Annotated in this window: 23 protein-coding genes; 16 read left to right on the plus strand and 7 right to left on the minus strand. The window is 69.4% G+C overall.

From position 1 onward, the window contains the following. Nucleotides 1-96 precede the first annotated feature (96 nt). Nucleotides 97-930, plus strand: coding sequence for an AraC family transcriptional regulator (locus AC1IQ6_RS00070; protein WP_102772892.1), 834 nt, complete (start codon nucleotides 97-99; stop codon nucleotides 928-930). A gap of 13 nt (nucleotides 931-943) precedes the next feature. Here AC1IQ6_RS00070 and AC1IQ6_RS00075 read toward each other — a convergent pair whose 3' ends face one another. After that, nucleotides 944-1,840 (minus strand): LysR family transcriptional regulator, encoded by an 897-nt coding sequence (locus tag AC1IQ6_RS00075; protein WP_246842480.1) that lies wholly within the window; start codon nucleotides 1,838-1,840, stop codon nucleotides 944-946. A 162-nt stretch (nucleotides 1,841-2,002) separates the two neighbouring features. On the opposite strand from AC1IQ6_RS00075, the gene AC1IQ6_RS00080 reads away from it, so the two are divergent. Genes AC1IQ6_RS00080 through AC1IQ6_RS00090 form a run of 3 tightly spaced genes read left to right on the plus strand, consistent with a single transcriptional unit; the run spans nucleotide 2,003 to nucleotide 6,813 of the window. Next, nucleotides 2,003-2,983, plus strand: coding sequence for a Bug family tripartite tricarboxylate transporter substrate binding protein (locus tag AC1IQ6_RS00080; protein WP_485865609.1), 981 nt, complete (start codon nucleotides 2,003-2,005; stop codon nucleotides 2,981-2,983). Nucleotides 2,984-3,041: 58 nt separating this feature from the next. Then, nucleotides 3,042-5,108: a hydantoinase/oxoprolinase family protein gene (locus AC1IQ6_RS00085; RefSeq protein ID WP_485865610.1), complete on the plus strand. Its 2,067-nt coding sequence runs from the start codon at nucleotides 3,042-3,044 to the stop codon at nucleotides 5,106-5,108. Next, nucleotides 5,092-6,813: a hydantoinase B/oxoprolinase family protein gene (locus AC1IQ6_RS00090; RefSeq protein WP_485865611.1), complete on the plus strand. Its 1,722-nt coding sequence runs from the start codon at nucleotides 5,092-5,094 to the stop codon at nucleotides 6,811-6,813. Before AC1IQ6_RS00085 ends, AC1IQ6_RS00090 begins: the two co-directional genes overlap by 17 nt. Here the strand turns inward: AC1IQ6_RS00090 and AC1IQ6_RS00095 are convergent. Then, nucleotides 6,800-7,603 carry a GntR family transcriptional regulator gene (locus AC1IQ6_RS00095; protein WP_111826269.1) on the minus strand — a complete coding sequence of 268 codons (804 nt, stop codon included), beginning with the start codon at nucleotides 7,601-7,603 and terminating at the stop codon, nucleotides 6,800-6,802. The genes AC1IQ6_RS00090 and AC1IQ6_RS00095 overlap by 14 nt on opposite strands. 172 nt (nucleotides 7,604-7,775) lie before the next feature. Here AC1IQ6_RS00095 and AC1IQ6_RS00100 point away from each other — a divergent pair, with 172 nt between their 5' ends. The 9 genes from AC1IQ6_RS00100 to AC1IQ6_RS00140 are packed head-to-tail and all read left to right on the plus strand — an operon-like array spanning nucleotide 7,776 to nucleotide 16,022. Continuing rightward, nucleotides 7,776-8,804, plus strand: coding sequence for an ABC transporter substrate-binding protein (locus tag AC1IQ6_RS00100; protein WP_485865612.1), 1,029 nt, complete (start codon nucleotides 7,776-7,778; stop codon nucleotides 8,802-8,804). Nucleotides 8,805-8,829: 25 nt separating this feature from the next. Next, nucleotides 8,830-9,891 carry an ABC transporter ATP-binding protein gene (locus AC1IQ6_RS00105; RefSeq protein ID WP_102772898.1) on the plus strand — a complete coding sequence of 354 codons (1,062 nt, stop codon included), beginning with the start codon at nucleotides 8,830-8,832 and terminating at the stop codon, nucleotides 9,889-9,891. Further along, nucleotides 9,888-10,754 carry an ABC transporter permease gene (locus AC1IQ6_RS00110; protein ID WP_485865613.1) on the plus strand — a complete coding sequence of 289 codons (867 nt, stop codon included), beginning with the start codon at nucleotides 9,888-9,890 and terminating at the stop codon, nucleotides 10,752-10,754. Before AC1IQ6_RS00105 ends, AC1IQ6_RS00110 begins: the two co-directional genes overlap by 4 nt. Before the next feature lies 1 nt (nucleotide 10,755). Continuing rightward, nucleotides 10,756-11,556, plus strand: a complete 801-nt coding sequence (locus AC1IQ6_RS00115; protein ID WP_102772900.1) for an ABC transporter permease — start codon at nucleotides 10,756-10,758, stop codon at nucleotides 11,554-11,556. Then, complete coding sequence (locus AC1IQ6_RS00120) at nucleotides 11,556-12,713, plus strand: NAD(P)/FAD-dependent oxidoreductase (RefSeq protein ID WP_168202201.1); 1,158 nt, start codon at nucleotides 11,556-11,558, stop codon at nucleotides 12,711-12,713. The genes AC1IQ6_RS00115 and AC1IQ6_RS00120 overlap by 1 nt, the downstream gene beginning before the upstream one ends. Further along, a complete protein-coding gene (locus AC1IQ6_RS00125; protein ID WP_102772901.1) occupies nucleotides 12,697-13,005 on the plus strand; it encodes a (2Fe-2S)-binding protein in 309 nt (102 codons plus the stop codon). Before AC1IQ6_RS00120 ends, AC1IQ6_RS00125 begins: the two co-directional genes overlap by 17 nt. After that, nucleotides 13,002-14,444, plus strand: coding sequence for an FAD/NAD(P)-dependent oxidoreductase (locus AC1IQ6_RS00130; protein ID WP_485865614.1), 1,443 nt, complete (start codon nucleotides 13,002-13,004; stop codon nucleotides 14,442-14,444). Before AC1IQ6_RS00125 ends, AC1IQ6_RS00130 begins: the two co-directional genes overlap by 4 nt. 31 nt (nucleotides 14,445-14,475) lie before the next feature. Then, complete coding sequence (locus AC1IQ6_RS00135; RefSeq protein ID WP_111826266.1) at nucleotides 14,476-15,639, plus strand: NAD(P)/FAD-dependent oxidoreductase; 1,164 nt, start codon at nucleotides 14,476-14,478, stop codon at nucleotides 15,637-15,639. Beyond that, nucleotides 15,636-16,022, plus strand: a complete 387-nt coding sequence (locus AC1IQ6_RS00140; protein WP_102772904.1) for a RidA family protein — start codon at nucleotides 15,636-15,638, stop codon at nucleotides 16,020-16,022. The genes AC1IQ6_RS00135 and AC1IQ6_RS00140 overlap by 4 nt, the downstream gene beginning before the upstream one ends. Here AC1IQ6_RS00140 and AC1IQ6_RS00145 read toward each other — a convergent pair. The 5 genes from AC1IQ6_RS00145 to AC1IQ6_RS00165 all read right to left on the minus strand — a co-directional run bounded on the left by AC1IQ6_RS00145 (nucleotide 15,997) and on the right by AC1IQ6_RS00165 (nucleotide 21,975). Continuing rightward, a complete protein-coding gene (locus tag AC1IQ6_RS00145) occupies nucleotides 15,997-17,277 on the minus strand; it encodes an amidohydrolase family protein (protein ID WP_111826265.1) in 1,281 nt (426 codons plus the stop codon). The genes AC1IQ6_RS00140 and AC1IQ6_RS00145 overlap by 26 nt on opposite strands. Before the next feature lie 73 nt (nucleotides 17,278-17,350). After that, nucleotides 17,351-18,301, minus strand: a complete 951-nt coding sequence (locus AC1IQ6_RS00150; protein WP_485865615.1) for an ABC transporter permease — start codon at nucleotides 18,299-18,301, stop codon at nucleotides 17,351-17,353. Between the two features lie 10 nt (nucleotides 18,302-18,311). Continuing rightward, nucleotides 18,312-19,385 carry an ABC transporter permease gene (locus AC1IQ6_RS00155; RefSeq protein WP_102772907.1) on the minus strand — a complete coding sequence of 358 codons (1,074 nt, stop codon included), beginning with the start codon at nucleotides 19,383-19,385 and terminating at the stop codon, nucleotides 18,312-18,314. A gap of 35 nt (nucleotides 19,386-19,420) precedes the next feature. Then, nucleotides 19,421-20,950, minus strand: coding sequence for an ABC transporter ATP-binding protein (locus AC1IQ6_RS00160; protein ID WP_111826263.1), 1,530 nt, complete (start codon nucleotides 20,948-20,950; stop codon nucleotides 19,421-19,423). After that, nucleotides 20,947-21,975 (minus strand): BMP family protein, encoded by a 1,029-nt coding sequence (locus AC1IQ6_RS00165; RefSeq protein WP_102772909.1) that lies wholly within the window; start codon nucleotides 21,973-21,975, stop codon nucleotides 20,947-20,949. The genes AC1IQ6_RS00160 and AC1IQ6_RS00165 overlap by 4 nt, the downstream gene beginning before the upstream one ends. Before the next feature lie 397 nt (nucleotides 21,976-22,372). Here AC1IQ6_RS00165 and AC1IQ6_RS00170 point away from each other — a divergent pair, with 397 nt between their 5' ends. From AC1IQ6_RS00170 to AC1IQ6_RS00180, 3 genes are all read left to right on the plus strand, one after another. Beyond that, nucleotides 22,373-23,302, plus strand: a complete 930-nt coding sequence (locus AC1IQ6_RS00170; protein ID WP_102772910.1) for a DedA family protein/thiosulfate sulfurtransferase GlpE — start codon at nucleotides 22,373-22,375, stop codon at nucleotides 23,300-23,302. A 49-nt stretch (nucleotides 23,303-23,351) separates the two neighbouring features. Then, on the plus strand, nucleotides 23,352-24,278 hold the full coding sequence (panE, locus tag AC1IQ6_RS00175; RefSeq protein ID WP_102772911.1) for a 2-dehydropantoate 2-reductase: 927 nt from the start codon (nucleotides 23,352-23,354) through the stop codon (nucleotides 24,276-24,278). 227 nt (nucleotides 24,279-24,505) lie between these two features. Then, nucleotides 24,506-25,117 (plus strand): NAD(P)-dependent oxidoreductase, encoded by a 612-nt coding sequence (locus AC1IQ6_RS00180; RefSeq protein ID WP_479730729.1) that lies wholly within the window; start codon nucleotides 24,506-24,508, stop codon nucleotides 25,115-25,117. Nucleotides 25,118-25,201: the final 84 nt, after the last annotated feature.

Raw genomic sequence — 25,201 nt, forward strand, 5'->3', positions numbered from 1 at the left:
GCAGGAACGAGAACATGCCGGACGCCTGTGCGTCCGGCTTTTTTTTCGCAAGATCTGCAAACGCCGCCCCACTACATTGCACTCCAAGGAGCTCGCATGAAGCCTGGAACCCTAACCCACTACGCCCGGCGCCTGGACCCGGTCCTGCGCTGGCTGGCAAGCCATCCCGACGCCGATCCGGACCTGCACCGGCTGGCCGACCTGGCCTGCCTGTCGCCGTACCACTTCCATCGCGTCTATCGCGCGATGATGGGGGAAACGGTGAACGCCACGGTGCAGCGCATCCGCATGCACCGCGCGGCGGCCGCGCTGGCGGGGTCCCAGGTTTCCTTGCGCGAGGTGGCGCAGCGCGCCGGCTACGAGTCGGACGCCGCGTTCAACCGGGCCTTCGGCGCGGTCTTCGGCATGGCGCCGGGACGCTATCGCGCCGCCCGCTCCCGTCCCTTCGACCCTCAGGAGCTAGGCATGTATCCCATCACCATCGAGAACTTTCCCGGCGTGATTCTGGCGGCCCTGCCGCACCGCGGCAGCTACCAGGACATCGGCCCCGTGTTCGACCGCGCCTTCATGCTGGCCGCCAGCCGCGGCCTGGCCGCGCGCGACGCCTGCGGCTACGGCGTGTATTTCGACGACCCCGAACAGGTGCCGGCGCGCGAGCTGCGTTCGCTGGCCGGCGTGCCCATCGCGGCCGACGTCGCGCCGGGCGAGGGTTTCGAGCGCTTCGAGATCCCGGCGGGCCGCTGCGCGGTGCTGGCGCACACCGGCCCCTACAACGAGATGGACAAGGCCTATAACTGGCTGTTCTCGCAATGGCTGCCGGGCAGCGGCATGGTGCCGGCCGACTTCCCCATGTTCGAGCAGTACATGAACGATCCGCGCAGCACGCCGCCGTCGCAGCTGCTGACCCGCATCCACCTGCCGTTGAAGTAGGCGGCGGGCCGCTTCAGCCGAGCACGCCTGCAAGGTACTGGCGCAGCCAGGCGTGCGCGGGATCGTCCTGGTAGCGCTCGTGCCAGTAGAGCGATACCGCGATGGGCGGCAGCGTCAGCGGGACCTTCTGCGTCACGATGCGCGCGCTGCCGGACATGGCGCGCGCGATGCTGACCGGCATGGTCGCGATCAGGTCGGAGCCCTCGACGATGAACGGGCACACCAGGTAGCTCGACAGGGTCGCCACGATCTTGCGGCTGCGGTTGTGCCCCATCAGGATGCGGTCGATCGCGGTGCTGAAATAGCGCGTGTGCGCGGCCAGGTCCAGATGCCCGTAGCTCAGGTAGGCGTCCAGGTTCCAGCGCTTGCGCAGGCAGGGATGGCCTTCGCGCACGATGCACACCGCCGGCTCCTGGTACAGGAAGCGCGTGCGCAGGTCGGGCGCCGGATCGGGGAAGTAGCCCGCGATCAGTTCCACGTGGTTGGTGTCCAGCATGCTCAGGCCGTGCTGCGGCCGGGCCGGCACGATCTGCAGCTGGAAGTGCGGCGCGTCCACCGCCAGCCGGGGTATCAACTTGGGCAGCAAGGTGTACTGCACGTAATCGGTGGCGTAGAACGACAGCGTGCGCGACGAGTGCGCGGGGTCGAACGCCTCGCGCGTGCGCGTGGCGCGATGCCAGCCTTCCAGCAGCGGCTTGAAGTTCTGGTGCAGTTCATGCGCCCGCGGCGTGGGCTGCCAGGCACCGCCTTCGCGCACCAGCAGGGGGTCGCCGAACAGTTGGCGCAGCCGGTTCAGGGCCGCGCTCATGGCCGGCTGGCTGATGTCGAGCTGCTCGGCCGCGCGCGACACGTTGCGGCAGGCCATCAGCGCATCGAAATGCAAAAGCAGGTTCAGGTCCGGATTCTTCACGCTGCGGCCTCATAAATGGCGTTTATACAAATATAAACCTGCAGGACTGCTGTCATCGAATCGGCGGGCCTAGCATGACCCCGTTGTTGCAGCGAACGAGTACGCGCCGGACGCGCATGAACCGGCCACCAGGAAGTTCTATCAACAAGGGGAAACCTAGCCATGAAGAAAGGGCTGTTACGCAATTGCTGTCGCATTGCCGCGGGCGCCGTGCTGGCCGCGGCGGCCGGTTCGGCCAGCGCCGCCTGGCCGGACAAGGTGATCCGCATCGTGGTGCCGTTCGCCGCGGGCGGCTCCACCGACCTGATCGCGCGCAAGATCGCCGAAGGGCTGGGCCAGCGCCTGTCCGCCAACGTCATCGTCGAGAACCGGCCGGGCGCCGGCGGCACCGTGGGCACGGAATACGTGGCGCGCCAGCCGGCCGACGGCTACACCATCCTGATGGGATCGGTCAGCACGCACGGCAGCGCGCCCTGCGTCTATTCCAAGCTGCCCTACGACGCCGTCAAGGACTTCACGCCGCTGGCCGTGGTGGCCACGATTCCCAACGTGATGTCGGTGAACCAGTCGGTGCCGGCCGGCAACCTGAAGGAGTTCGTGGCGCTGCTGAAGCAGGCGCCCGAGAAGTATTCCTTCGCCTCCAACGGCCAGGGCACGTCCAACCACCTGGCCGCCGAGCTGTTCAAGACCACCGCCGGCGTGTCCATCGTGCACGTGCCCTACCGCGGGTCCGGGCCGGCGCTGATCGACCTGGTCGGCGGACAGGTCAACATGATGATGGACGTGGTGATGACGTCCTACCCGTACATCAAGGACGGCAAGATCAAGGCGCTGGCGGTGACCTCGCCGCAGCGCTCGCCCATGCTGCCCGACGTGCCGACGGTCGCGGAATCCGGCTATCCCGGCTACGAGGCCATGGTGTGGTTCGGCATGCTGGCGCCGGCCAACATGCCGGAACCGTTGCGGCAGAAACTCACCGACGGCCTGGTGCAGACCCTGCATGCGCCGGCGATGAAAGCCTATCTGGAACAGCAGGGCGCGCAGCTGTCCGACGTGGCCGGGCCGGCGTTCGGCGCCATGATCAAGGACGAAATCAGCAAGTGGTGCAAGGTGGTGAAGCAGGCCGGCATCCGCCTGGACTGATTCCTAACCCCCGCGTTTCGCCGGGTCCCGGCCCGCAAGACTCAATCTGGAAGAGAACATGTATCGCATAGGGATAGACGTCGGAGGCACGTTCACCGACTTCACGATGATCGACGAGGACGCCGGCACGGTGCACTTCCACAAGGTGCCTTCCACGCCGCACGATCCCTCCGAGGCCATCGCCGCCGGCATCGGCCAGATGCTGGAGCAGCGCGGCGTCTCGCCGGCGCAGGTGTCGCACGTGGGCCACGGCACGACCGTGGCCACCAACCTCATCATCGAACGCAAGGGCGCGCGAGTCGGGCTGATCACCACGCAGGGCTTTCGCGACGTGCTGGAGATCGGCCGCCAGACGCGCCCGCACCTGTACGACTACAGCGTGGGCAAGCCGCCGGTGGCGGTGCCGCGCGAATTCCGCATCGAAGTCGCCGAGCGCGTCAATGCGGCGGGCGAGGTGCTGACGCCGCTGGACGAAGCCGCGGTGCGCGCGGCCGCCGAGCGCTACGCGCAGGCCGGCATCGAGGCGGTGACCATCTGCTTCCTGCACGCCTACCGCAATCCCGCGCACGAGCGCCGCGCCGCGCAGATCGTGGCCGAGGTCATGCCGCAGGCCTACATCAGCCTGTCTTCCGACGTGCTGCCCGAATTCCGCGAGTACGAGCGCCTGTCGACCACCGTGCTGAACGCCGCGGTGGGGCCGAAGATGGCGCGCTACCTGGAACGCTTCCTGCAGCGGGTGCGCGAGCTGGACATCCGCCACGAACCGCACACCATCCACTCCAACGGCGGCCTGATGTCCATCGCCACGGTGCGCCAGTATCCGGTGCGCACCTGCCTGTCCGGCCCGGCCGCGGGCGTGGTGGGCGCGGCGGCGGTGGGCCGCGCCATCGGCAGCCCGGACCTGGTGACTTTCGACGTGGGCGGCACCAGCACCGACGTGTCGCTGGTATGCGATGGCCGTCCGCTGTTCACTTCGCACCGCCAGGTGGCCGGCTATCCGGTCAAGACGCCCATGGTCGACATCCACGTGATCGGCGCCGGCGGCGGCAGCATCGCCTGGCTGGACGACGCGGGCGCGCTGAAGGTCGGCCCGCACAGCGCCGGCGCTGTGCCGGGGCCGGTGGGCTACGGCCGCGGCGGCCAGGAGCCGACCATTACCGACGCCGAGATCGCGCTGCAGCGCCTGAATCCGGTGGCGCTGCTGAACGGCCGCATGCCGGTGCACGCGCAGGCCGCCCGCCAGGTGATCGAGCAGCGCGTGGCCGAGCCGCTGGGGCTGGGCATGGAGGCGGCGGCCGAAGGCATTCTGCGCATCGCGGCGGCCAACATGAGCCGGGCCATCCGCGCGGTGTCGACCGAGCGCGGCTACGACCTGTCGCGTTTCGCCCTGTACGCCTACGGCGGCGCGGGTCCCTTGCATGCGGCCGAGGTGGCCGAGGAATGCGGCATTCCGACGGTGATCGTGCCGCAGGAGCCCGGCACCATGTGCGCGCGCGGCATTCTGCTCAGCGACATCTCCTTCGACTTCGTGCGCAGCGAAATCTCGCTGGCCAGCCCCGACAACTGGAGCGCGATCTCGGCCATCTTCGGGGAGCTGCGCGCGCAGGCCCGGGACTGGCTGGCCGAAGAGCGCGTGGACCCGGCCTTGCGCGCCTGCCACAGCGCCATCGACGCGCGCTACGAGGGCCAGAACTTCGAGGTGCAGGTCGGCCTGGACGATACCGGTCCCGGCGGCTATGCCGAGTTCGCGCGCCGCTTCGCCGAGGCGCACGAGCGCGAATACGGCTACACGGTGGACGACCGCAAGGTGCAGATCATCAATTGCCGCATGCAGGCCGTGGGCCAGGTGGTCAAGGCGCCGCTGGCGCCGCGCCACGTGGGCGGCGCGCTCGACGACGCCCTGCTGGGCCGGCGCCAGGCCTATTTCGGCGCCGGCCACGGCTGGGTGGACACGCCGGTGTACGACCGCGACCGCGTGCCCACCGGCGCACGCTTCACCGGCCCCGCGCTGCTCGAGGAAATGAGCTCCACCACCGTGGTCGGCGTGGGCCACCAGGCCAGCGTGGACGAATACGGCAACCTGATCATCCGCCTGCAAGGAGGCACGCATGAGCAAGACCGATAAGGCCGGCGCCGCCGTGCTGGCGGACCCCATCGGCATGGAGGTGTTCTGCAACCGCCTGCTGTCCATCACCGAGGACATGAACAACACGCTGGTGCGCGCCTCGTTCTCGACCAACATCAAGGAGCGCAAGGACTGCTCCGTGGCGCTGTTCGACGCGCGCGGCCGCCTGGTGGCGCAGGGCACGCAGATTCCGCTGCACCTGGGCTCGCTGGACGGCGCGATGGGCGCGATTCTGCGCAGCTATCCGCTGGACCGGATCCGCGAGGGCGACGTCTTCATCTGCAACGATCCCTATCTGGCCGACGGCAGCCACCTGCCGGACATCAACGTCGTCACCCCGGTGTTCTGGGACGGCGCGCTGCGCTTCTTCGCGGCCAATATCGCGCACCATTCCGACGTGGGCGGCGCGGTGCCGGGATCGATCGCGGGCGGCCTGAAATCCATCTTCGAGGAAGGCATACGCATTCCCGCCTGCCGCATCGCCAGGCATGGCGAAACCGACGAGGACATGCTGCGCCTGATCTGCGCCAACACCCGCGACCCCGAGGAACGGGTGCTGGACCTGCGGGTGCAGATGGCCACCAACCGGCGCGGCGCGGCCGCCGTGCAGGGCCTGATCCGGCAGATGGGGCTGGACGCGGTGCTGCGTTCGGTGGACGACGTGATCGCCTATACGCGGCGCAGGCTGCTCAACCGCATCGCCGAACTGCGCCAGGGCAGCTACACCTTCCGCAGCGACCTGGACGACGATGGCATGGGCGGCGATCCCGTGCCCATCCAGGTGACGCTGACCGTCGGCCCGGACAACCTGCATTTCGATTTCGAGGGCTCCGGCGGGCAGGCGCGCGGCGCGATGAACCTGCCGTTCAACGCCCTGCGCGCCTGCGTGTACTACGCCGTCAAGGCGCTGCTGGACCCCGAGCTGGCGCCCAACGCCGGCCTGTTCGATCCGATCACGCTGTCCGCCCCGGTGGGCACCATCACCAACCCCGAGCATCCGGCCGCCGTGGGCGCGCGCTCCATCACGGCGCAGAAAGTGGCGGGCGCGATCTTCGGCGCGTTCCGCGGCCTGCTGCCGCCGGACAAGATCATGGCGTCCAGCAACGACTGCTGCCCGGCGATCGTGTTCTCGGGCCGCTGGCGCGAGCGCGCCGGGCATTTCGTGTACCTGGAAACGCTGGGCGGCGGCGCCGGCGCGCGCCTGGACGCCGACGGCATGGACGCGGTGCACGTGCACATGACCAATACCTCCAACCTGCCGGTGGAAGCCCTGGAAAACGAGTATCCGCTGCTGATGGACGAGTACGCGCTGATCCCGGACTCGGGCGGCGCGGGCCGCACCCGCGGCGGCCTGGCCATCGCCAAGCAGATCCGCGCGGCCGGCCCGGGCATCGTGTTCTCGGCGCGCTCGGACAGCCACACCGTGGGCGTGGCGGCCGGCGTGGACGGCGGCGGCGACGGACGCCGTGCGCGCCTGATCCGCAATTTCGGCACGCCGCAGGAAGAAGTGCTGTTTTCCAAGACCGCCAACATCGCGCTGGCGCCGGGCGAAAGCGTGCGTATCGAAACCCCCGGCGGCGGCGGCTACGGCCCGCCTTCGGAGCGGCCGCTGGCGCGCATCGAGCGGGACCTGGCCGACGGCAAGGTCAGCGCGCAGGCCGCGCGCGCCGCCTACGGCGAGCGCGCGGCGTTCACGCCACGTTGAGCGTCATGGAGTATTTCATCCTGTCGTGGGGGAAGGTGGTGATGGTGGCCAGCAGCAGCACGCCGCCCTCGCCATAGTAGCGGCGCGTGATGACGAAGCCCGCCGTTTTCGGTTCGACCCGCAGCTGCCGCGCCATCGGCGCGCCGATGGGGGTGGCCGAGAACTCCTGGTTGACTTCGGTGATGCGCTCGCCGAAGTGGTCTTCGATCAGGCGCAGCAGCGAGATGCGCGACTTGACCTCGACCTGGACGTCCGAATGGGCCGGGTCGGCATAGATCAGCGTGCAGGCCGCGGGCGTGTCCTGGTCGTCCAGGGTCTTGATGGAGTTGATATGCAGCCAGGACAAGCCGGCTTCGCAGCCCAGCGTTTCGGCCAGCCGCTTGCCGAGCTTGACGGTGCGCACGTCGCGCACCAGCAGCGCGGCGTTGCGCGCGTACTGCAGCAGGTCGGGAAACTGCGAAATGCGCTGCGTGAAACGGGTGCTGGCGCGCGCGGTCTCGACCCGCGTGCCCACGCCGGGGCGGCGCGACACCATGCCGGCCACGGTCAGCATGCGCACGGCTTCGCGCACGGTATGGCGGCTGGCGTCGAACATTTCGCACAGCTCGTGTTCGGTGGGCAGCAGCGTCATGACGGGGTAGCGGCCGGTGCGGATGTCGTGCGAGAGCGTGCGGAAAATGCTCTTGTAGCGGGGGCCGTCGGACTCGCCGCCCGGCGCCGGAGATTCCGGTTTGCCGTGTGCTTGCCGCGCCCCGCCGGGGCCGGCCGCGCGCTCGGAGGATCGGGTCATGGGAAGGCTCCTGCAATCGTTATATGGGGTTTATACGGACAATAACCCATTGACAATGGCGTCTTGCGAGATCCATCATTTGTCCGGATGTTCATGTCCGGACAAATTGTACGCCGCTCCGGCCGGCATTCGGCGGTTCTTGCAGTTTTCTTCCAAATATTCGGGGGTTTTCATGGGCAAGGTACTTGCAGTGCTCGCGGCGGCGGCGATGGCCGCCGGACTCGGCGCCAACGCGCAGGCGCAGAAACTGGTGGTGGCCGGATATGGCGGCTCGTTCGAAGACATCATGCGCAAGGAGATCTTCCCGCCTTTCGCCAAGCAGCACGGCGTCGAGCTGAACTACGTGGCCGGCAACTCCACCAACACGGTGGCGCGCCTGCAGGCGCAGAAGAGCAACCAGCAGGTCGACGTGGCCATCATCGACGACGGCCCCATGTACCAGGCCATCGCGCTGGGCTTCTGCGCGCCCATCAAGGGCCTGCCCGCCGACGACCTGTACGGCACGGCCCGCTACAAGGACGACAAGGCGGTGGCCATCGGCATCGTGGCCACCGGCATCATGTACAACAAGAAGGCCTTCGAGGAAAAGAAATGGGCGCCGCCCGAGTCCTGGAAGGACCTGAAGGACCCCAAGTACAAAAAGCAGCTGGTGATCCCGCCGCTGAACAACACCTACGGCCTGCACGCGCTGGTGGAGTACGCGCGCGAAGGCGGCGGCGGCGAGAAGAAAATCGATCCGGGCTTCGCCACCTTCAAGAACGAGGTCGGCCCCAACGTGCTGGTCTATGAGCCCTCGCCCGGCAAGATGACGGAACTGTTTTCCAGCGGCCAGGCGGTGATCTCGGTCTGGGGCAGCGGCCGCGTCAAGGCGTTCGTCGATACCGGCTTCCCGGTGGGCTTCGTGTATCCCAAGGAAGGCGCCTACGCGCTGCTGTCGTCCGTCTGCCCGGTGGCCAAGCCCGACGCCAATCCGCTGGCCCAGACCTTCGTGCAATACCTGGTCTCGCCCGAGGTGCAGGAGAAGCTGGCCTCGGCCTACGGCTACGGCCCGGTCAACAAGAAGGCCAAGGTCACCGACGATCCCCGCGTGCCGCTGCCCATCGGCAAGCGCGCCGACGACCTGATCGTGATCGACTGGGACACCGTCAACCAGAACCGCGACGACTGGAACAAGCGCTGGACGCGGGAAATCGAGCGCTGAGACCGCGCAGCCCACGGGAGCATCCATGACTTATCTCGTTTTGAACGGCCTGAGCAAGCGCTATGGCGACACGGTGGCGGTGCAGGACCTGAGCCTGTCCGTGAACCGCGGCGAGTTCATATCGCTGCTGGGGCCGTCCGGCTGCGGCAAGACCACCACGCTGCAGATGATCGCGGGCTTCGTCGAGCCCACCGGCGGCAGCATCGTGCTTGACGGCAGGGACGTCAGCAAGGTGCCGGCCAACAAGCGCGGGCTGGGCATGGTGTTCCAGAACTACGCCCTGTTTCCGCACATGACGGCGGCCGAGAACGTGTCTTTCGGACTGGAGATGCAGCGGGTCCGCAAGGACGAGCGCGAGGCGCGCGTGGCCGAAGCGCTCAAGCTGGTGGGCCTGTCGCACCTGGCCGACCGCCATCCGGCGCGCATGTCGGGCGGGCAGCAGCAGCGCGTGGCGCTGGCGCGCGCGCTGGTCATCCGGCCCAGCGTGCTGCTGCTCGACGAGCCGCTGTCCAACCTGGACGCCAAGCTGCGCGAGGAAATGCAGCTTGAACTGCGCAGCATCCAGCGCACGGTGGGCACCACCACCATCCTGGTGACGCACGACCAGTCCGAGGCGCTGGCGCTGTCGGACCGGGTCGTGGTGATGAACCAGGGGCGCGTGGAACAGGTGGCCGAGCCGTTCCAGGCGTACGAAGGCCCGGCCAGCCAGTTCGTGGGCGGCTTCCTGGGCAAGGCGAACGTGTTCACGCCGCAGGCCGAAGACTATGGCGGCGAGACGCGCGCGCGCATCGGCGAGGCGCACCTGAGCATGGAAGGCGCGCCGGTGCCGCGCGGCGCCGTGATCGTGCGCCCCGAGAAAATCCTGTTTTCCGAGCCTGCCGCCTGTGCGCTGCCCGGGCGCATGAAGGCCCGCGTATTCCAGGGCAACCACTGGCTGTGCCAGGTCGAGACCTCGGTGGGCGACGTGCTGGTGATACGCCAGAACGACGGCGTGCCGGTGCCGGCCGAAGGCGAGGCCGTGCACCTGCGCTGGCGCGCGCAGGACATGTGCGCGGTGGACGCGGCGCCGCAAGGCCGGCCATCATGAGCGCGCGCGCCAATCCCTGGCTGCTGAGCACGCCGGCGCTTGCGCTGTACGCCACCTTTCTGGTGGTGCCGATGGCGCTGGTGATCCTGATCAGCTTCTTCGACTTCCAGTTCTACGGCGGCATGCAGGCCGCGTTCACCTGGAAGAACTACGCCGAGATATTTTCCGACGGCTATTACTACGAGATCTACGCCCGCACCTTCGGCGTGGCCGCCGCGGTCACGCTGGCCTGTCTGGTGCTGGGCACGGCCGAGGCCTACGTGCTGTCGCGCATGGCCAATCCGTGGAAGGGCCTGTTCCTGATGGTGGTGCTGGGGCCGCTGCTGATATCGGTGGTGGTGCGCACGCTGGGCTGGGCGCTGCTGTTCGGCTCCACCGGCCTGATCAACCAGGCGCTGATGGGCATAGGGCTGATCTCCACGCCGATAGACCTGATGTACAGCAACCTGGGCGTGGCCATCGCGCTCACCCACGTGCTAGTGCCCTTCATGGTGATCTCGGTGTGGGCCTCGCTGCAGCGGATCAAGCCGTCGACCGAAGCCGCGGCGCTGTCGCTGGGCGCGACGCAGTTCACCGTGATCTGGCGCGTGGTGATTCCGCAGGTCATGCCGGGCATTTTGTCGGGCGCGATCATGGTGTTCGCGATGGCGGCCAGCTCCTTCGCCACGCCGGCCATCATCGGCGGACGGCGCCTGAAGAACGTGGCCACGGCCGCCTACGACGAGTTCCTGAACACCTTGAACTGGCCGCTGGGCGCGGCGCTGGCGGTGGTGCTGCTGCTGGCCACCGTGGTGGTGCTGCTGTCGGCCAACCGCATCATCGAGCGCAAGTACGGCGCGGTCTTCAACCAGGCGGGAGGCTGAGATGCCATTCAAGAACGGTCCCATCGGCCTGCTGTTCCATACGCTCTTCATTCTTTTCATCCTGGCGCCCATCGTCATGGTGTGCGCGGTGGCGTTCACGTCCGAAGGCTTCATCTCCCTGCCTTCGGGCGGGCTGTCGCTGCGCTGGTTCCGCGCCATCCTGGACAACCCGCGCTTCGTCGACGCCTTCTGGTTCAGCCTGGGCCTGGGCGCGCTGTCGGCCAGCCTGGCCATCGTGCTGGCCGTGCCCAGCGCGCTGGCGCTGGCGCGCAACCGCTTTCGCGGACGCGAAGCGCTGGTGGCGTTTTTCCTGTCGCCGCTGATGATTCCGCACGTGGTGCTGGGCCTGGCCTTCCTGAAGTTCTTCACCACGGTGGACCTGGCGGGCACGTATTTCGGCCTGGTGGTGGCGCACGTGATCCTGATCATGCCTTATGCGCTGCGCCTGGTGCTGGCCTCGGCCACCGGCATAGACCCGGCGCTGGAGCGCGCGGCGCAATCGCTGGGCGCGTCCAACTGGACGGCGTTCCGGCGGGTGGTGCTGCCGCTGCTGCTGCCGGGCGTGGTCAGCGGCTGGGTGATCGCCTTCATCACCAGCTTCGACGAACTGACGATGTCCATCTTCATCGCCTCGCCGTCGACCACCACGCTGCCCGTGCGCATCTTCCTGCACATCGAAGACACGATCGACCCGCTGGTGACCGCGGTGTCGGCCGTGCTGATCTACGTGACCATCATCGCCATATTCATCCTGGACCGCGCGGTGGGCCTGGAGAAGCTGTTTGTAGGAAAGGGACGCTAATGACGGAAGAAACGGAACTGGCGCCGCGTGCGCCCGCGCATCGCGGGATCTACGACGCGGCGGTGATAGGCGGAGGACTGGTCGGTTCGGCCATCGCGTACGGCCTGCGGCGCGAACTGGACCACGTGGCCGTGCTGGACGAGGGCGACGTCGCCTACCGGGCCTCGCGCGGCAACTTCGGGCTGGTCTGGGTGCAGAGCAAGGGCATGGGCCTGCCGCGCTACGGCGTGTGGACCATGACCTCGGCCACGGGCTGGCCGCGGCTGGCGGCGCAGCTGCTGGAGGAAACCGGCGTGGACGTGCACCTGGAGCAGCGCGGCGGCCTGCATGCGCTGTTGAGCGAAGAGGAGCTGGAGGCCCGCGTCAAGTTCATGCAGACCCTGCTGGCGCAGCCCGGCATGGCGAGCTACGACTGGAAGCTGCTGGACCGCGCCGAGCTCGCGGACCTGGTGCCGGGCATCGGCCCGGAAGTGCGCGGCGCGACCTGGACGCCGGTCGACGGCATCGCCAACCCGCTCAAGCTGCTGCGCGCGCTGCACATGAGTTTTGCACAGCGGGTTGTGGATTACCTGCCGCGCCGTCCGGCGCAGCGCATCCGCCAGCGCGACGGCGTGTTCGAGATCGACACGCCGGCCGGCGCCGTGCGCGCGCGCAAGCTGGTGCTGGCCTCGGGCCTGTCCAACAAGGCGCTGGGCGCGCAACTGGGCCTGGACGTGCCGGTGCGCCCGCAGCGCGGCCAGATCGTGGTGCTGGAGCGCACGCGCCGCATGCTGGAGACGCCGCTGTCCACTCTGCGCCAGACCGACGAAGGCACCTGGCTGATCGGCGATTCGCAGGAAGAGGCGGGTTACGCCGACAACCAGGTGGGCCTGCCCATCCTGGGCACGCTGGCCGACCGCGCCGTGCGCACCCTGCCGGCGCTGCGCGACGTGCGCGTGGTGCGCAGCTGGGCGGCGCTGCGCGTGATGTCCAAGGACGGTTTCCCGATCTATCAGCAATCCGAAACGTGCCCGGGGGCGTTCGTCGCCACCTGCCACAGCGGCGTGACGCTGGCGGCCGCGCACGCGCTCAATCTGGCGCCCATGATCGCCGCCGGCTCGCTGGCCGACGACATGGCGCCGTTCTCGACCCGGAGGTTCCATGTTCAAGAGGCTTGACGAGGCGCAGCGCCAGGCGCAGGACGCGCCGGTGCGTGTAACGGTCAACGGCGCCGAGCTGCGCTGCCGCCAGGGCGACAGCGTCGCCGCGGCGTTGTTCGCCGGCGGCGTGCAGGCCTGTCGCGACACGGCCGTCAACGAAGTGCCGCGCGGTCCCTATTGCATGATGGGCGTGTGCTACGACTGCCTGGTCACCATCGACGGCCAGGCCAACCAGCAGGGCTGCATGACGGCCGTGCGCGAAGGCATGAAAATCGAGCGCCAGCTGGGCGCGCGCAAGGTGCAGGCATGATCGATACGACGCAATGCGATTTGCTGGTGGTGGGCGCGGGGCCGGCCGGACTGGCGGCGGCCACGCTGGCCGCGAAGCTGGGCGTGGACACGGTGCTGCTGGACGAACAGCCGGCGCCGGGCGGGCAGATCTACCGCGCCATCACCACCACTCCGGTGACCGACCGCGGCATCCTGGGCGAGGACTACTGGCATGGCGCCTCGCTGGTGGCGCCGTTCCAGCAGTCGGGCGCGCGCTACGTGCCGGGCGCCACCGTGTGGGCCGTGGCCGAGCACACCGCGCCGCAGCCCGAGAAAGGTTTCGAGGTGGCGTATTCGGTGGCGGGCGAGGCGCGCATCGTGCACGCGCGCCGGCTGCTGCTGGCCACCGGCGCGCAGGAGCGCCCTTTCCCCATTCCGGGCTGGACGCTGCCGGGCGTGATCACCGCCGGCGCGGCGCAGATCCTGCTGAAGTCCGCGGGCGTGGTGCCGGCCGACCGCACGGTGCTGGCCGGCTGCGGCCCGCTGCTGTACCTGGTGGCCTGGCAGTACCTGAACGCGGGCGTGAAGATCGACGCGCTGCTGGAGACCACGCCGCCGGGACGCATGGGCCCGGCGCTGCCGAAAGTCTGGGGCTTTCTGCGTTCGCCCTACCTGGGCAAGGGCCTGAAGCTGCTGCGCGCGGTCAAGGCGGCGGTGCCCATCGTCCGCGGCGTGACGGCGCTGGAGGCGCTGGGCGAGGGCAAGCTGCAAAGCGTGCGCTATACGGCCGGCGGCGTCACCAAGACCTTGCCCGCCGAGCAGCTGATGCTGCACCAGGGCGTGGTGCCCAACGTGAACCTGTCGCGCGCCGTGGGCGCGGAGCATCGCTGGAACGAGGCGCTGGACTGCTGGGAGCCCAAGGTCGACGAATGGGGCCTGACCTCGGTGGACGGCATCGGCATGGCCGGCGACGGCGCGGGTATCGCGGGCGCGCTGGCGGCCGAACACCGCGGCCGGCTGGCGGCCTTGCAGGCCGCCCACCTGCTGGGCCGCATCGACGCCGTCCGGCGCGACGGCGAAGCCGCGGCGCCACGCGCGGCCCTGGCCCGCGCGGTCCGCGGCCGCGAGTTCTTCGACGCGCTGTACAAGGCGCCCGAGGCCTTCCGGCGGCCCACCGGCGACACCATCGTGTGTCGCTGCGAGGAAGTCACCGCCGCCCAGGTGCGCGAGACCGTCAAGCTGGGATGTTCCGGACCGAACCAGATGAAGGCCTTTCTGCGCTGCGGCATGGGGCCGTGCCAGGGCCGCTTCTGCGGCCTGACGGTGTCCGAGATCATCGCCGAGGAGCGCGGCGTGCCGACGCCGGAAGTGGGCTATTACCGGCTGCGCTTCCCGACCAAGCCGCTGACGCTGGGAGAACTGGCGTCGCTGCCGCAGACGGACGAATCCCGGCAGGCCGTCGTCCGTTTAAAAAAGTAAACCGCTGCGCGCACTTGAATAGGAAACGGACATGACCGGCGCCACGCCGTCTGCGGAAGTCATCATCATCGGCGGCGGGCTGCACGGCAGCTCGGCGGCGCTGCATCTGGCGCGCGCGGGCGTGCGGGCCCTGGTGATCGAAAAGAACTATGCGGGCCGGCATGCCTCGGGCGTGAACGCCGGCGGCGTGCGCACCTTGTCGCGCCATCTGGCCGAGGTGCCGCTGGCGCTGGCCTCGCGCGAGCTCTGGTATCGCATCGGCGAACTGGTGGACGACGATTGCGGCTTCGAGCAGCACGGCCAGGTGCGCGTGGCCGAGAACGCCGAGGATGCCGCGTTGCTGCGCGCCCGGCTGCAGACCATGACCGGGCACGGCTATACCCACGAACAGTGGATAAGTCCCGAAGCCCTGCGCGAGCTGATTCCGGCGCTGGCGCCCACGGTGCAGGGCGGGCTGATCGCGCGCGAGGACGCCGCCGCCGATCCGTACCGCACCACGCTGGCCTTCCGTATGAAGGCGGCCAGCCTGGGGGCGCGCTACCTGGAGGGCGTGTGCGTGCGCCGGGTGACGCGCGAGGCCGGCCAGTGGCGCGTGGACACGGATGCCGGCGTCTACACCGCGCCGCAGGTGCTGAACTGCGCCGGCGCCTGGGCCGACCGCATCGCCGAGCAATGGGGAGAACCGGTGCCGCTGACCGCGATCAGCCCCATGATGCTGGTGACGCTGCGCATGGACCATTTCCTGGACCCCGTGGTGCTGGGCACGGGCCGCGCCTTGTCGTTCAAGCAGCGCGCCAATGGCACGGTGCTGATCGGCGGCGGGCGGCGCGCCTGGGTGGACCGCGACGCGGAATGGACCGAACTGGATTTCCGCTCGCTGGCCGAGGGCGCGCGCACGGTCTGCGACCTGTTCCCGCACATGCGCGACGCGGTCGTGAACCGCGGCTGGGCCGGCATCGAGGCCGCCATGCCCGACGAGATCCCCGTGATCGGCCGCAGCAGCCGCCACGAGACTGCTTTCCACGCCTTCGGCTTTTCGGCCCACGGCTTTGAGCTGGGGCCCATCGTGGGCCGTATCATGGCCGACCTGATCACCACCGGCGCGACCGACATGCCGATCGCGCCGTTCAGTATCGAACGCTTTACCAACCCCGCATCGGGGGACCATTCATCCGCAAAGGAGCAAGCAGAATGACCGATATCGTGCGCAAGGATTCCAACCAGCGCCTGAGCCGCATCGTGATCCACGGCGAGACGGTGTACCTGGCGGGCGTGACCTCGTCGGCTGCCGGCGGCATCGCCGAGCAGACGCGCGACGTGCTGGCCAAGATAGACGGCTATCTGGCGCAGGCCGGCACGGACAAGTCGCGCCTGCTGTCCGTGCAGATCTGGCTGAAGGACATCGACCGCGATTTCGCCGGCATGAACGCGGTGTGGGCCGAATGGGCGCCGTCGCAGGCGATGCCGGCCCGCGCCACCTGCGAGGCCAAGCTGGCCGCGCCGGAGCTGCTGGTGGAGATCATCGTGACGGCGGCGCGGCGTCCGGGCTTCGTCAGCGGTCCGGTGTCTGAAAGCTGACCTGGGCGGGGCGGCCGGGCAGGTTGAGCGTGGCGGTGGCCGGCGGCGTGGTCGCGACGACCTCGCCGGCGCGCATCACCATCAGGCGGGTGGCGCGCAGGCGCAGCGCTTCGACGGGATCGCGCGCCTGCAGCAGCACCAGGTCGGCGCGCTTGCCGACCGCCAGCCCGGTGTCGTCCAGCCCCAGGATGGCGGCGGGCGTGCTCGTCACGGCCTGGAAACAGGCGCGCATCGCGTCCTGGCCCGTCATCTGGGCCACGTGCAGGCCCATGTGGGCGACCTCCAGCATGTCGCCCGAACCCAGGCTGTACCAGGGGTCCATCACGCAGTCGTGGCCGAAGGCCACCGGCACGCCGGCGGCCAGCAGTTCCGGCACGCGGGTCATGCCGCGGCGCTTCGGATAGGTGTCGTGGCGGCCCTGCAGCGTGATGTTGATCAGCGGATTGGCGATCGCCGCCACGCCGGCTTCGCGCATCAGCGGGATCAGCTTGGAGACGTAATAGTTGTCCATGGAATGCATGGACGTCAGATGCGAACCCGTGACGCGGCCTTGCAGGCCGAGGCGCTGCGTGTGATAGGCCAGGGTTTCGATGTGGCGCGACAGGGGGTCGTCGCTTTCGTCGCAATGCATGTCCACGCGCAGGCCGCGTTCGGCGGCCAGTTCGCACAGAATGCGCACCGATTCGGCGCCGTCCTGCATGGTGCGTTCGAAATGGGGAATGCCGCCCACCACGTCCACGCCCATGTCCAGCGCCCGCTTCAGGTTGTCGAGCGCGCCGGGGGCGCGCAGCACGCCGTCCTGCGGGAACGCCACCAGCTGCAGGTCCAGGTAGGGCTTGACCCGTTCGCGCACGTGCAGCAGCGCCTCGACGGCCAGCAGGCGCGGGTCGCACACGTCCACGTGCGAACGGATGGCCAGCAGGCCGCGGGCCACGGCCCAATCGCAGTACGCCAGCGCGCGCTCCACCAGCGCTTCCTGCGTCAGCAGCGGCTTGAGCTCGCCCCACAGCGCGATGCCTTCGAGCAGCGTGCCCGACTGGTTCACGCGCGGCAGGCCGAAGGACAGCGTGGAGTCCATATGGAAGTGCGCGTCCACGAAGGGCGACGTCACCAGCTGCCCCGCGGCGTCCACCGTGCGGGCCGCTGCGGCCTTCAGCGCCGGTTCCAGCGCCGCGATGCGGCCATCGGCGATGCCGATGTCGATGTCCCGGCGGCCGTCGGGCAGCGTGCAGTTCTTGATGATCAGGTCGAGCATGAGGTTCCTTGCTGAAGATTTCAGTCGGTCGCCGTGGCGCTGCCCCCGGGGGAAGCGCGTAGCGCTCGGGGGCTTATCTTTCGCCTTTTCGATAGGGCTTCATCAGCGCTTGCGGGTAGGCGGCGCGGCGCGCCATCACCACCAAGGCGAGTATGGAAAGAATATAGGGCAGCATCAGGTAGACCTGATACGGCAGTTCCGGCAGGCCGGGCAAGGCCGCGCCGCCCTGCTGCATGCGCAGCTGCAGCGCGTCGAAGAAGGCGAAGATCAGCGCGCCCAGCAGCGCCTTGGCGGGACGCCACGAGGCGAACACCACCAGCGCCACGCAGACCCAGCCGCGGCCGTTGACCATGTTGAAGAAGAAGGCGTTGAAGGCGGCCAGCGTCAGGAAGCTGCCGGCCACGCCCATCAGCGCGGAGCCGGCCACGATGGCGCCCATGCGCAGGCGCGTCACCGACAGGCCCTGGCCTTCGGCGGCGGCCGGGTTCTCGCCCACCATGCGGATCGCCAGGCCGACCGGGCTGCGGTTCAGCACCCAGGCCAGCAGCGGCACGGCGGCCAGCGCGATCAGCGTCATGGGCGTCTGCCCTGCCAGCACCGGCCCGATCAGCGGGATGCCGTCGAGGAACTTCATTTCCGCGAACGGGGTGATGGTGGGCGGCGTGTTCACGCTGGGAAAGGTGACGCGGTAGGCGAAGTAGCTGAGGCTGGTGGCCAGCAGCGTCACGCCCAGGCCCGAGACGTGCTGCGACAGCCCCAGCGGCACGGTCAGCACCGCGTGCAGCAGGCCGAACGCGGCGCCGGCCAGCCCCGCGGCCAGCACCCCCACGTAGAGCGGCGCGCCCAGGTACACGGCCAGCCAGCCGGTGAAGGCCCCGGCCACCATGATGCCTTCGATGCCCAGGTTCAGCACGCCGGCGCGTTCGCACAGCAGCACGCCCAGCGTGCCCAGTATCAGCGGCGTGGCCAGGCGCAGCACGGCGACCCAGAAGGCCGCGGAACTCATCAGATCCATCCATTCCATGATGCGTTTCTCAGGCGGGGTTGCGGCGCAGGCGGTACTGCGCGAACAGGGTCGCGACCAGCATGGCCAGCAGCGACGTGGCGACGATGACGTCGGCGATGTAGTTGGGCACGGCGATGGCGCGGCTCATGCTGTCGGCGCCCACCAGCATGCCGGCCACGAACAGACTGGCCAGGATCACGCCCAGCGGGTGCAGCCCCGCCAGCATGGCGACCACCACGCCGGTGTAGCCGTAGCCCGGCGACATGTCCAGCGTGACGTAGCCGGTGCGGCCCGCCACCTCGATGGCGCCAGCCAGGCCGGCCAGCGCGCCGGACAGCATGGCGGTGCCGAGCATGACGCGGTTGACCGGCAGGCCCAGAAAGCGCGAGGCGTGGGCGTTGGCGCCCACCGCGCGCATCTGGAAGCCGAACACGGTGTAGCGGTTCAGGAGCCACAGCCCGAGCGCCAGCCCGGCGGCCCACAGCAGGCCGGTGTGGGCGCGCGTGCGCTCGATCAGCTTGCCCAGCTCCAGATCGCCGTTGAGCGCCACGGATTGCGGCCAGCCCATGGCCATGGGGTCTTTCATGGGGCCGTCCAGCATCATGGACACGAACAGCAGCACGATGAAATTGCCCAGCAAGGTCGTGACCACTTCGTCGACGCCCAGCCGGGTCTTGAGCAGCGCCGGTATCAGCAGCAGCAAGGCGCCGGCCAGCGCGGCGGCCAGCATCATGCCGCCGAACAGCACGGGCGCCGGCAGGTCGAAGCCGGTGCCGTCATGCAGCCCGCCGACGGCGACCGCGGCCAGCGCGCCCAGGTACAGCTGGCCTTCGGCGCCGATGTTGTAGAAGCGGGCGCGAAAGGCCACGGCGCAGGCCAGGCCGGTCAGCATCAGCGGCGTGGCGCGCGTGAGCGTTTCCGACAGCGCGAAGCGCGAGCCGAAGGCGCCGTCGAACAGCAGCGCGTAGGTGCGGCCCACGGGCGCGCCGGCCCAGGCCACCAGCACCGTACAGACGGCCAGCGTAAAGAGGATGGCCGCGACGGGGGCCAGCGCCAGCGCAAGGCGGCTGGGCTCGGGGCGGCGTTCCAGGATCAGTTTCATGCGAAAGATGCTCAGTAGTAAGGACGCCGGCGCCGTCAGGCGCGGGTGCCCGTCATGGCCAGGCCCACCGTGGCGGGCGTCCATTCGGCCACCGGCTTGACGGCGACCAGCTTGCCGCCGCACAGCACCGCGATGCGGTCGGCCAGCGCGAAGATCTCTTCCAGGTCCTCGGACACCAGCAGCACGCCCGCGCCGCGCTTGCGGGCCGCCAGCAGCTGCTCGCGCACATAGGCCACGGCGCCGATGTCCAGGCCCCAGGTGGGCTGGTCGGCGACGATGAAGCGCGGCTCGCGCGCCAGGGTGCGGCCCAGGATCAGCTTCTGCATATTGCCGCCGGACAGGCTGCGCGTGCGCACGTCCAGCGAGGCCGCGCGCACGTCGAACTGCCGGGCCAGCGAGGCGGCATAGGCCTTGCCCGCGCGCGCGCGGATCAGGCCGTAGCGCGCGAAGCGCCTGTCCTTCAGGTCTTCGACGATGGCGTTTTCCCACAAGGGGCTGTCGCCTATCATGCCCTCGCCGTGGCGGTCTTCCGGGATGCGGCCGACGCGCGCGGCGGTCCAGCCGGCCGGCGTGGTGGGCGCGGCGGCATGTTCGGGGCCCAGGCGTATCGCGCCATCGGAAGGCTGGCGCAGCCCGGTCAGCACCGACACCAGCGCCTGCTGGCCGTTGCCGGCCACGCCGGCGATGGCCACGATCTCGTGCCGGTGCACCACCAGGTCCAGGCTGTCCAGGCGCAGCGCGCCGTCGCGGCCGTCGCGCACGCTGACCTGCGACAGCGTGACGACGGGGGCGGCCTGCTCGGCGGGCGCCACGGCCTCGGCGTGTGGCATGACGACCTTGCGGCCCACCATCAGCTCGGCCAGCTCGGCGGGGCTGGTGCCGGCGGTATCGCGTTCGGCCACCAGCCTGCCCTGGCGCAGCACGGCCACGCGGCGCGACACCGCCATGACCTCTTCCAGCTTGTGCGAGATGAAGATCACCGCCAGGCCTTCGTCGACGAAGCCGCGCAGGGTGGCGAACAGGTCCTGCACCTCCTGCGGCGTGAGCACGGCCGTGGGTTCGTCCAGGATCAGCACGCGCGCGCCGCGGTACAGCGCCTTGAGGATCTCGACCCGCTGCTTCTCGCCCACCGACAGCGCGCCGACGCGCGCATCGGGGTCCACGCCCAGGCCGAAGCGCCGGCCCAGCTCCAGCAGGCGCTTGCGCGCCTTGCCGCGGCCGGAGGCCAGCTTCCACAGCGACTCGGTGCCGACCATGATGTTGTCCAGCACGGTCAGGTTGTCGGCCAGCGTGAAGTGCTGGTGCACCATGCCCACGCCGGCCGCGAGCGCGGCGTCGGGGCGGCCGGCCGGCAGCGGCTGGCCGAAGACTTCGATGCTGCCGGCGTCGGCGACGTAATGGCCGAACAGAATGGACACCAGCGTCGACTTGCCGGCGCCGTTCTCGCCCAGCAGGGCCAGCACTTCGCCCTGGGCCAGCGTGAGCGATACGTCGTCGTTGGCCGTCAGGCTGCCGAAGCGTTTGGTGATCCCCGTCAGGCGCAGGGCGAGAGGCGCAGGTTTCATCGTGCCGAGGACTTGGGTTCTTTGTCGTTGACCTTGACGCTGAAGCTGCCGTCCAGGATGGCCTGCTGCCTGGCCTGCACGCGCGCGATCAGCTCGGCCGGGATCTTGCTTTCGAAGGTGCCCAGCGGCGCCAGCGACGAACCCTTGTGCTTCATCAGCGAATACTGGCCGTAGTCCTCGGCCTTGAAGGCGCCGGCCTTGACCTGCTTGAGCGCGGCGTCGATGGTGGGCTCCATGCTCCACAGGGCCGAGGCCACCACGGTCTCGGGGTATTGCGGCTGCGTGTCGATCACGTTGCCGATGGCCAGCTTGCCGCGTTCCTTGGCGGCGTCGGACACGCCGAAGCGCTCGGCATACAGCACGTCCGTGCCCTTGTCGATCATGGCGAAGGCGGCTTCCTTGGCCTTCGGAGGATCGAACCAGGAGCCGATGAAGGTCACGGTGAACTCGGCCTGCGGATTCACTTCCTTGGCGCCCTCGATGAAGGCCTGCATCAGGCGGTTGACCTCGGGGATGGGATAGCCGCCCACCAGGCCGATCTTGCCGGTCTTGCTCATGCCGGCGGCGATCATGCCGGTCAGGTAGGCGGGTTCCTGGATGTAGTTGTCGAAGACCGAGAAGTTGGGCTGCTGCGGCTTGCCCGAGGAGCCCATCAGGAAGGCGGTCTGCGGATAGTCCTTGGCCACCTTGCGGGCGGCGGCCTCGACCGCGAAGGCCTCGCCCACCACCAGCTGGTTGCCCTGCTCGGCGTACTGGCGCATCACGCGTTCGTAGTCGGCGTTGGTGACGTTTTCCGAGAAGGTGTAGTCGATCTCGCCGCGGTCGCGGGCGGCCGTCAGCGCCTTGTGGATGCGCGAAACCCATTGCTGCTCGACCGGCACCGTGTAGATGGCGGCGACCTTGGTCTTGGCGGGCGCCTGGGCTTGGGCGGCGCCGCCCAGCAGCAGCGCGCCGGCGGCGGCGGCGGCCAGCTTGAGCAGGCCGCGGCGGGCGACGCCGCCGGACAGGGAAAACAGGGCTTTCATGCAGGAAACTCCTAGGCGGGGAGAAGGCCAGACGCGATCGCGCGCGAAACGGCGGCCGCCGGCGGGCATGCCGGTGCGAGCGGTCGGAATCGAGGGCGTGGGATCGGTCATGGGGTGGGAGCGCGGGCCGGCGCGTCATTGCGCGGCCAGTCCGGGCGAAGCAAGTTGTATGCCATGCGGCGTCCCCGCGGCAAGTCGGGGAAACCTGATGGCCGGGCAGGATTATAGGCACCCTGGCGGGGATAGGCGGCACCGGCGTGGTGCGCGTTGTCCCACGGGGTGGACGGCATCTGTCTGGGACAGGCCGTTGCGCCGCCGGGGGGCAGTCGCGGACCGGCCCGCGCGCCTAAAATCGGGGCAATGAGCCGCGCGTAGCGCGGCAAGCAGGAACCACCCCATGCAAGATATCCAACTATTGCTCGAACAGTACGGCGGCTGGCTGGTGTTCGCCAACGTGCTGGTCGAGCAGGCCGGCCTGCCGGTGCCCGCCTATCCCATGCTGATCGCCGCCGGGGCCCTGGGCGGGGCGGGCGGCTGGGCCGTGCCCTGGCTGGCCGCCACCTTCGCCTGCCTGCTGGCCGACAGTCTCTGGTATCTGGCCGGCCGGCGCTACGGCTCGCGCCTGCTGGGCGTGATCTGCAAGATGTCGCTGTCGCAGGACTCCTGCATCCGCCAGACCCAGCGCCTGTACCTGCGCATCGGCGTGCGCGCGCTGCTGGTGTGCAAGTTCCTGCCGGGCGCGGGGGCGCTGTCGACGGTCATGGCCGGCCTGACGGGCACGGACTACCGGCGCTTCCTGGCCTACGACCTGGCGGGCTCGCTGATCTGGGTCGGCTCGGCCCTGCTGCTGGGCGGCCTGTTCCACGGCATCGTCAACGACGTGCTGGAAATCCTCGGCACCTATGGCGCGATGGGCCTGGGCGTGCTGGCGGCGGTGCTGGCGCTGTACATCCTGGCGCGCTTTCTGCGGCGCAAGATCCTGCTGCGCAGCCTGCGCGTGATTCCGCGCCTTTCGGTGGACGAACTGGTGCAGCGGCTGGAGGCCGGCCGCAGCACGATGCTGATCGACGTGCGCTCCGAGTCGTTGCCCGAAGACCAGCGCATCCCGGGCGCGATCGCCGTGGACCTGAAGGCGCCGCTGCCGCAGCTTTCCGCCGAGGCGCTGGATTCCGACATCGTGGTCTATTGCGCCTGCCCCAACGAAGTCTCGGCCGCGCTGCTGGCCTCGCGGCTGCGCGCGGCCGGCTATCCCAAGACCTGGGCTTTGCGCGGCGGCTACGAGGCCTGGGCCGAGCGCCACCGTCCCGCGCCGCCGCAAGGCGCATAATTCCGCCATCGGCCCGCCGCGCAGGCGGGCTCACTGACAGGAGACGGATATGCGCTTGTTGTTCTTGGGCGCCGGCGGCACCGGCGGGTATTTCGGAGGGCGCGCGGCCCAGGCGGGCGCGGACGTGACGTTCCTGGTGCGCGAGCCGCGCGCGGCCAGGCTGCGCGAACAAGGCCTGCGCATCCAGAGCCCGCTGGGCGACGCCACGCTGCATCCCAAGCTGGCGACCCGCGACACCCTCGAAGGCGCCTATGACGTGGTGGTGCTGAGCTGCAAGGCCTATGACCTGGCCAGCGCCATCGAGGCCATCCGCCCGGCGGTCGGGCCGGACACGGCGGTGCTGCCCATCATGAACGGCGTGCTGCAGTACGAGGTGCTGGACCAGGCGTTCGAACCGCACCGCGTGCTGGGCGGGCTGTGCCAGATCAACGCCACGCTGGGCCCGGAAGGCGAGGTGGTGCACCTGGGCAAGCATGCCGCCATCGTCTTCGGCGAACGCGCCGGTCCGGCCCGCAGCGCGCGCTGCGAGGCGCTGGAGCAGGCGTTGGCCGGCGGCGAATACACCAGCCGCCTGAGCACCGCGATCTACCAGGACATCTGGGAAAAATACGTGTTCCTGACCACGCTGGCGGCCGCCACCTGCATGATGCGCGGCTCGGTCGGGCAGATCGCCTCCACCGACGACGGCGTCGACATCCTGACCACGCTGCTGCAGGAGTCGCAGGCCGTGGCCGCCGCTTCCGGCCACGCCGTGCGACCCGAGGCCGACGCCTCGGCGCGCAAGATCCTGACCGACCCGGCCCAGGCCATGACGGCCTCGATGTTCCGCGACCTGCGCCAGGGCCTGCCGGTCGAGGCCGACCACATCGTGGGCGACATGGTGCGCCGCGCCCGCACGCTGGGCGTGGACGCGACCTACCTGCGCGCCGCCTACACCCACCTGCAGGTCTACCAGGCGCAGCGCGCCGCCGGCTGACCGGCCGCGCCGCCGGCGGCCCCTGTTCAAGCGGGGCCGCGCGGCGCACACTGGCAGGCGTGGCGCCGGCGCGATCCGCGCGCAATTGGTGCATATTCTGCAAAAAACTCTTTTCCCTTTCGGGGTTTTTCGACGGAATCCGAACGAATAGTATGGCTTTGCCTGAGCCGGACGCGCAGCGCCGCATGGGGCGGCGCCGACCGGCTCCCCTACCAAGGAGCAAGACCATGAAAGTCGCATTGATCGGAATTACCGGCCGCGTGGGTTCGCGCGTGGCCGATGAATTGCTCAAGCGCGGCCATCAGGTCACGGGCATCGCCCGCAACCTGTCCGACGTGAACCCCCAGCCCGGCCTGACCATCAAGCAGGGCGACGCCACCGATCCGGAGGCGCTGACCTCCATCCTGGCCGGCCACGACGCCGTGATCAGCGCCTCGCGCTTCGTGTCCTCGGACGCCAAGCCGCTGCTGCACGCGGTGAAGGACGCCGGCGTGCCGCGACTGCTGGTGGTGGGCGGCGCGGGCAGCCTGCAGGTCGCGCCCGGCAAGATGCTGATCGACACGCCCGAATTCCCGGACGCCTACCGGCCCGAAGCGCGCGCCGGCGTGGTGTTCCTGGACGTGCTGCGCCAGGAAAAAGTGCTGAACTGGACCTTCCTGTCGCCGTCGGCCCTGTTCGAGCCGGGCGAGCGCACCGGCAAGTTCCGGCTGGGCGACGACGCGCTGCTGGCTGACGAAGAGGGCAAGAGCTGGATCTCGATGGAAGACTACGCCATCGCGCTGGTCGACGAGCTGGAGACGCCCAAGCATTCGCGCCGCCGCTACACCGTCGGTTACTGAGCCGGCGGCCTTCGCGGCCGATGGGGGCAAGGCGCCGGTATTCGCAGTTTTGTTTGTAAACTGGCGAACCGCGCCTGCCGGCGT

This window comes from Achromobacter sp. MUI-25009338 (assembly GCF_057359325.1).

What these genes read in the sequence shown, in the direction of transcription:
- AC1IQ6_RS00070 (WP_102772892.1), top strand. Translation starts at nt 97, where the DNA reads ATGAAGCCTGGAACCCTAACCCACTACGCCCGGCGCCTGGACCCGGTC.
- AC1IQ6_RS00080 (WP_485865609.1), top strand. Translation starts at nt 2,003, where the DNA reads ATGAAGAAAGGGCTGTTACGCAATTGCTGTCGCATTGCCGCGGGCGCC.
- AC1IQ6_RS00085 (WP_485865610.1), top strand. Translation starts at nt 3,042, where the DNA reads ATGTATCGCATAGGGATAGACGTCGGAGGCACGTTCACCGACTTCACG.
- AC1IQ6_RS00090 (WP_485865611.1), top strand. Translation starts at nt 5,092, where the DNA reads ATGAGCAAGACCGATAAGGCCGGCGCCGCCGTGCTGGCGGACCCCATC.
- AC1IQ6_RS00095 (WP_111826269.1), bottom strand. Translation starts at nt 7,603, where the DNA reads ATGACCCGATCCTCCGAGCGCGCGGCCGGCCCCGGCGGGGCGCGGCAA.
- AC1IQ6_RS00100 (WP_485865612.1), top strand. Translation starts at nt 7,776, where the DNA reads ATGGGCAAGGTACTTGCAGTGCTCGCGGCGGCGGCGATGGCCGCCGGA.
- AC1IQ6_RS00105 (WP_102772898.1), top strand. Translation starts at nt 8,830, where the DNA reads ATGACTTATCTCGTTTTGAACGGCCTGAGCAAGCGCTATGGCGACACG.
- AC1IQ6_RS00110 (WP_485865613.1), top strand. Translation starts at nt 9,888, where the DNA reads ATGAGCGCGCGCGCCAATCCCTGGCTGCTGAGCACGCCGGCGCTTGCG.
- AC1IQ6_RS00115 (WP_102772900.1), top strand. Translation starts at nt 10,756, where the DNA reads ATGCCATTCAAGAACGGTCCCATCGGCCTGCTGTTCCATACGCTCTTC.
- AC1IQ6_RS00120 (WP_168202201.1), top strand. Translation starts at nt 11,556, where the DNA reads ATGACGGAAGAAACGGAACTGGCGCCGCGTGCGCCCGCGCATCGCGGG.
- AC1IQ6_RS00125 (WP_102772901.1), top strand. Translation starts at nt 12,697, where the DNA reads ATGTTCAAGAGGCTTGACGAGGCGCAGCGCCAGGCGCAGGACGCGCCG.
- AC1IQ6_RS00130 (WP_485865614.1), top strand. Translation starts at nt 13,002, where the DNA reads ATGATCGATACGACGCAATGCGATTTGCTGGTGGTGGGCGCGGGGCCG.
- AC1IQ6_RS00135 (WP_111826266.1), top strand. Translation starts at nt 14,476, where the DNA reads ATGACCGGCGCCACGCCGTCTGCGGAAGTCATCATCATCGGCGGCGGG.
- AC1IQ6_RS00140 (WP_102772904.1), top strand. Translation starts at nt 15,636, where the DNA reads ATGACCGATATCGTGCGCAAGGATTCCAACCAGCGCCTGAGCCGCATC.
- AC1IQ6_RS00145 (WP_111826265.1), bottom strand. Translation starts at nt 17,277, where the DNA reads ATGCTCGACCTGATCATCAAGAACTGCACGCTGCCCGACGGCCGCCGG.
- AC1IQ6_RS00150 (WP_485865615.1), bottom strand. Translation starts at nt 18,301, where the DNA reads ATGGAATGGATGGATCTGATGAGTTCCGCGGCCTTCTGGGTCGCCGTG.
- AC1IQ6_RS00155 (WP_102772907.1), bottom strand. Translation starts at nt 19,385, where the DNA reads ATGAAACTGATCCTGGAACGCCGCCCCGAGCCCAGCCGCCTTGCGCTG.
- AC1IQ6_RS00160 (WP_111826263.1), bottom strand. Translation starts at nt 20,950, where the DNA reads ATGAAACCTGCGCCTCTCGCCCTGCGCCTGACGGGGATCACCAAACGC.
- AC1IQ6_RS00165 (WP_102772909.1), bottom strand. Translation starts at nt 21,975, where the DNA reads ATGAAAGCCCTGTTTTCCCTGTCCGGCGGCGTCGCCCGCCGCGGCCTG.
- AC1IQ6_RS00170 (WP_102772910.1), top strand. Translation starts at nt 22,373, where the DNA reads ATGCAAGATATCCAACTATTGCTCGAACAGTACGGCGGCTGGCTGGTG.
- panE (WP_102772911.1), top strand. Translation starts at nt 23,352, where the DNA reads ATGCGCTTGTTGTTCTTGGGCGCCGGCGGCACCGGCGGGTATTTCGGA.
- AC1IQ6_RS00180 (WP_479730729.1), top strand. Translation starts at nt 24,506, where the DNA reads ATGAAAGTCGCATTGATCGGAATTACCGGCCGCGTGGGTTCGCGCGTG.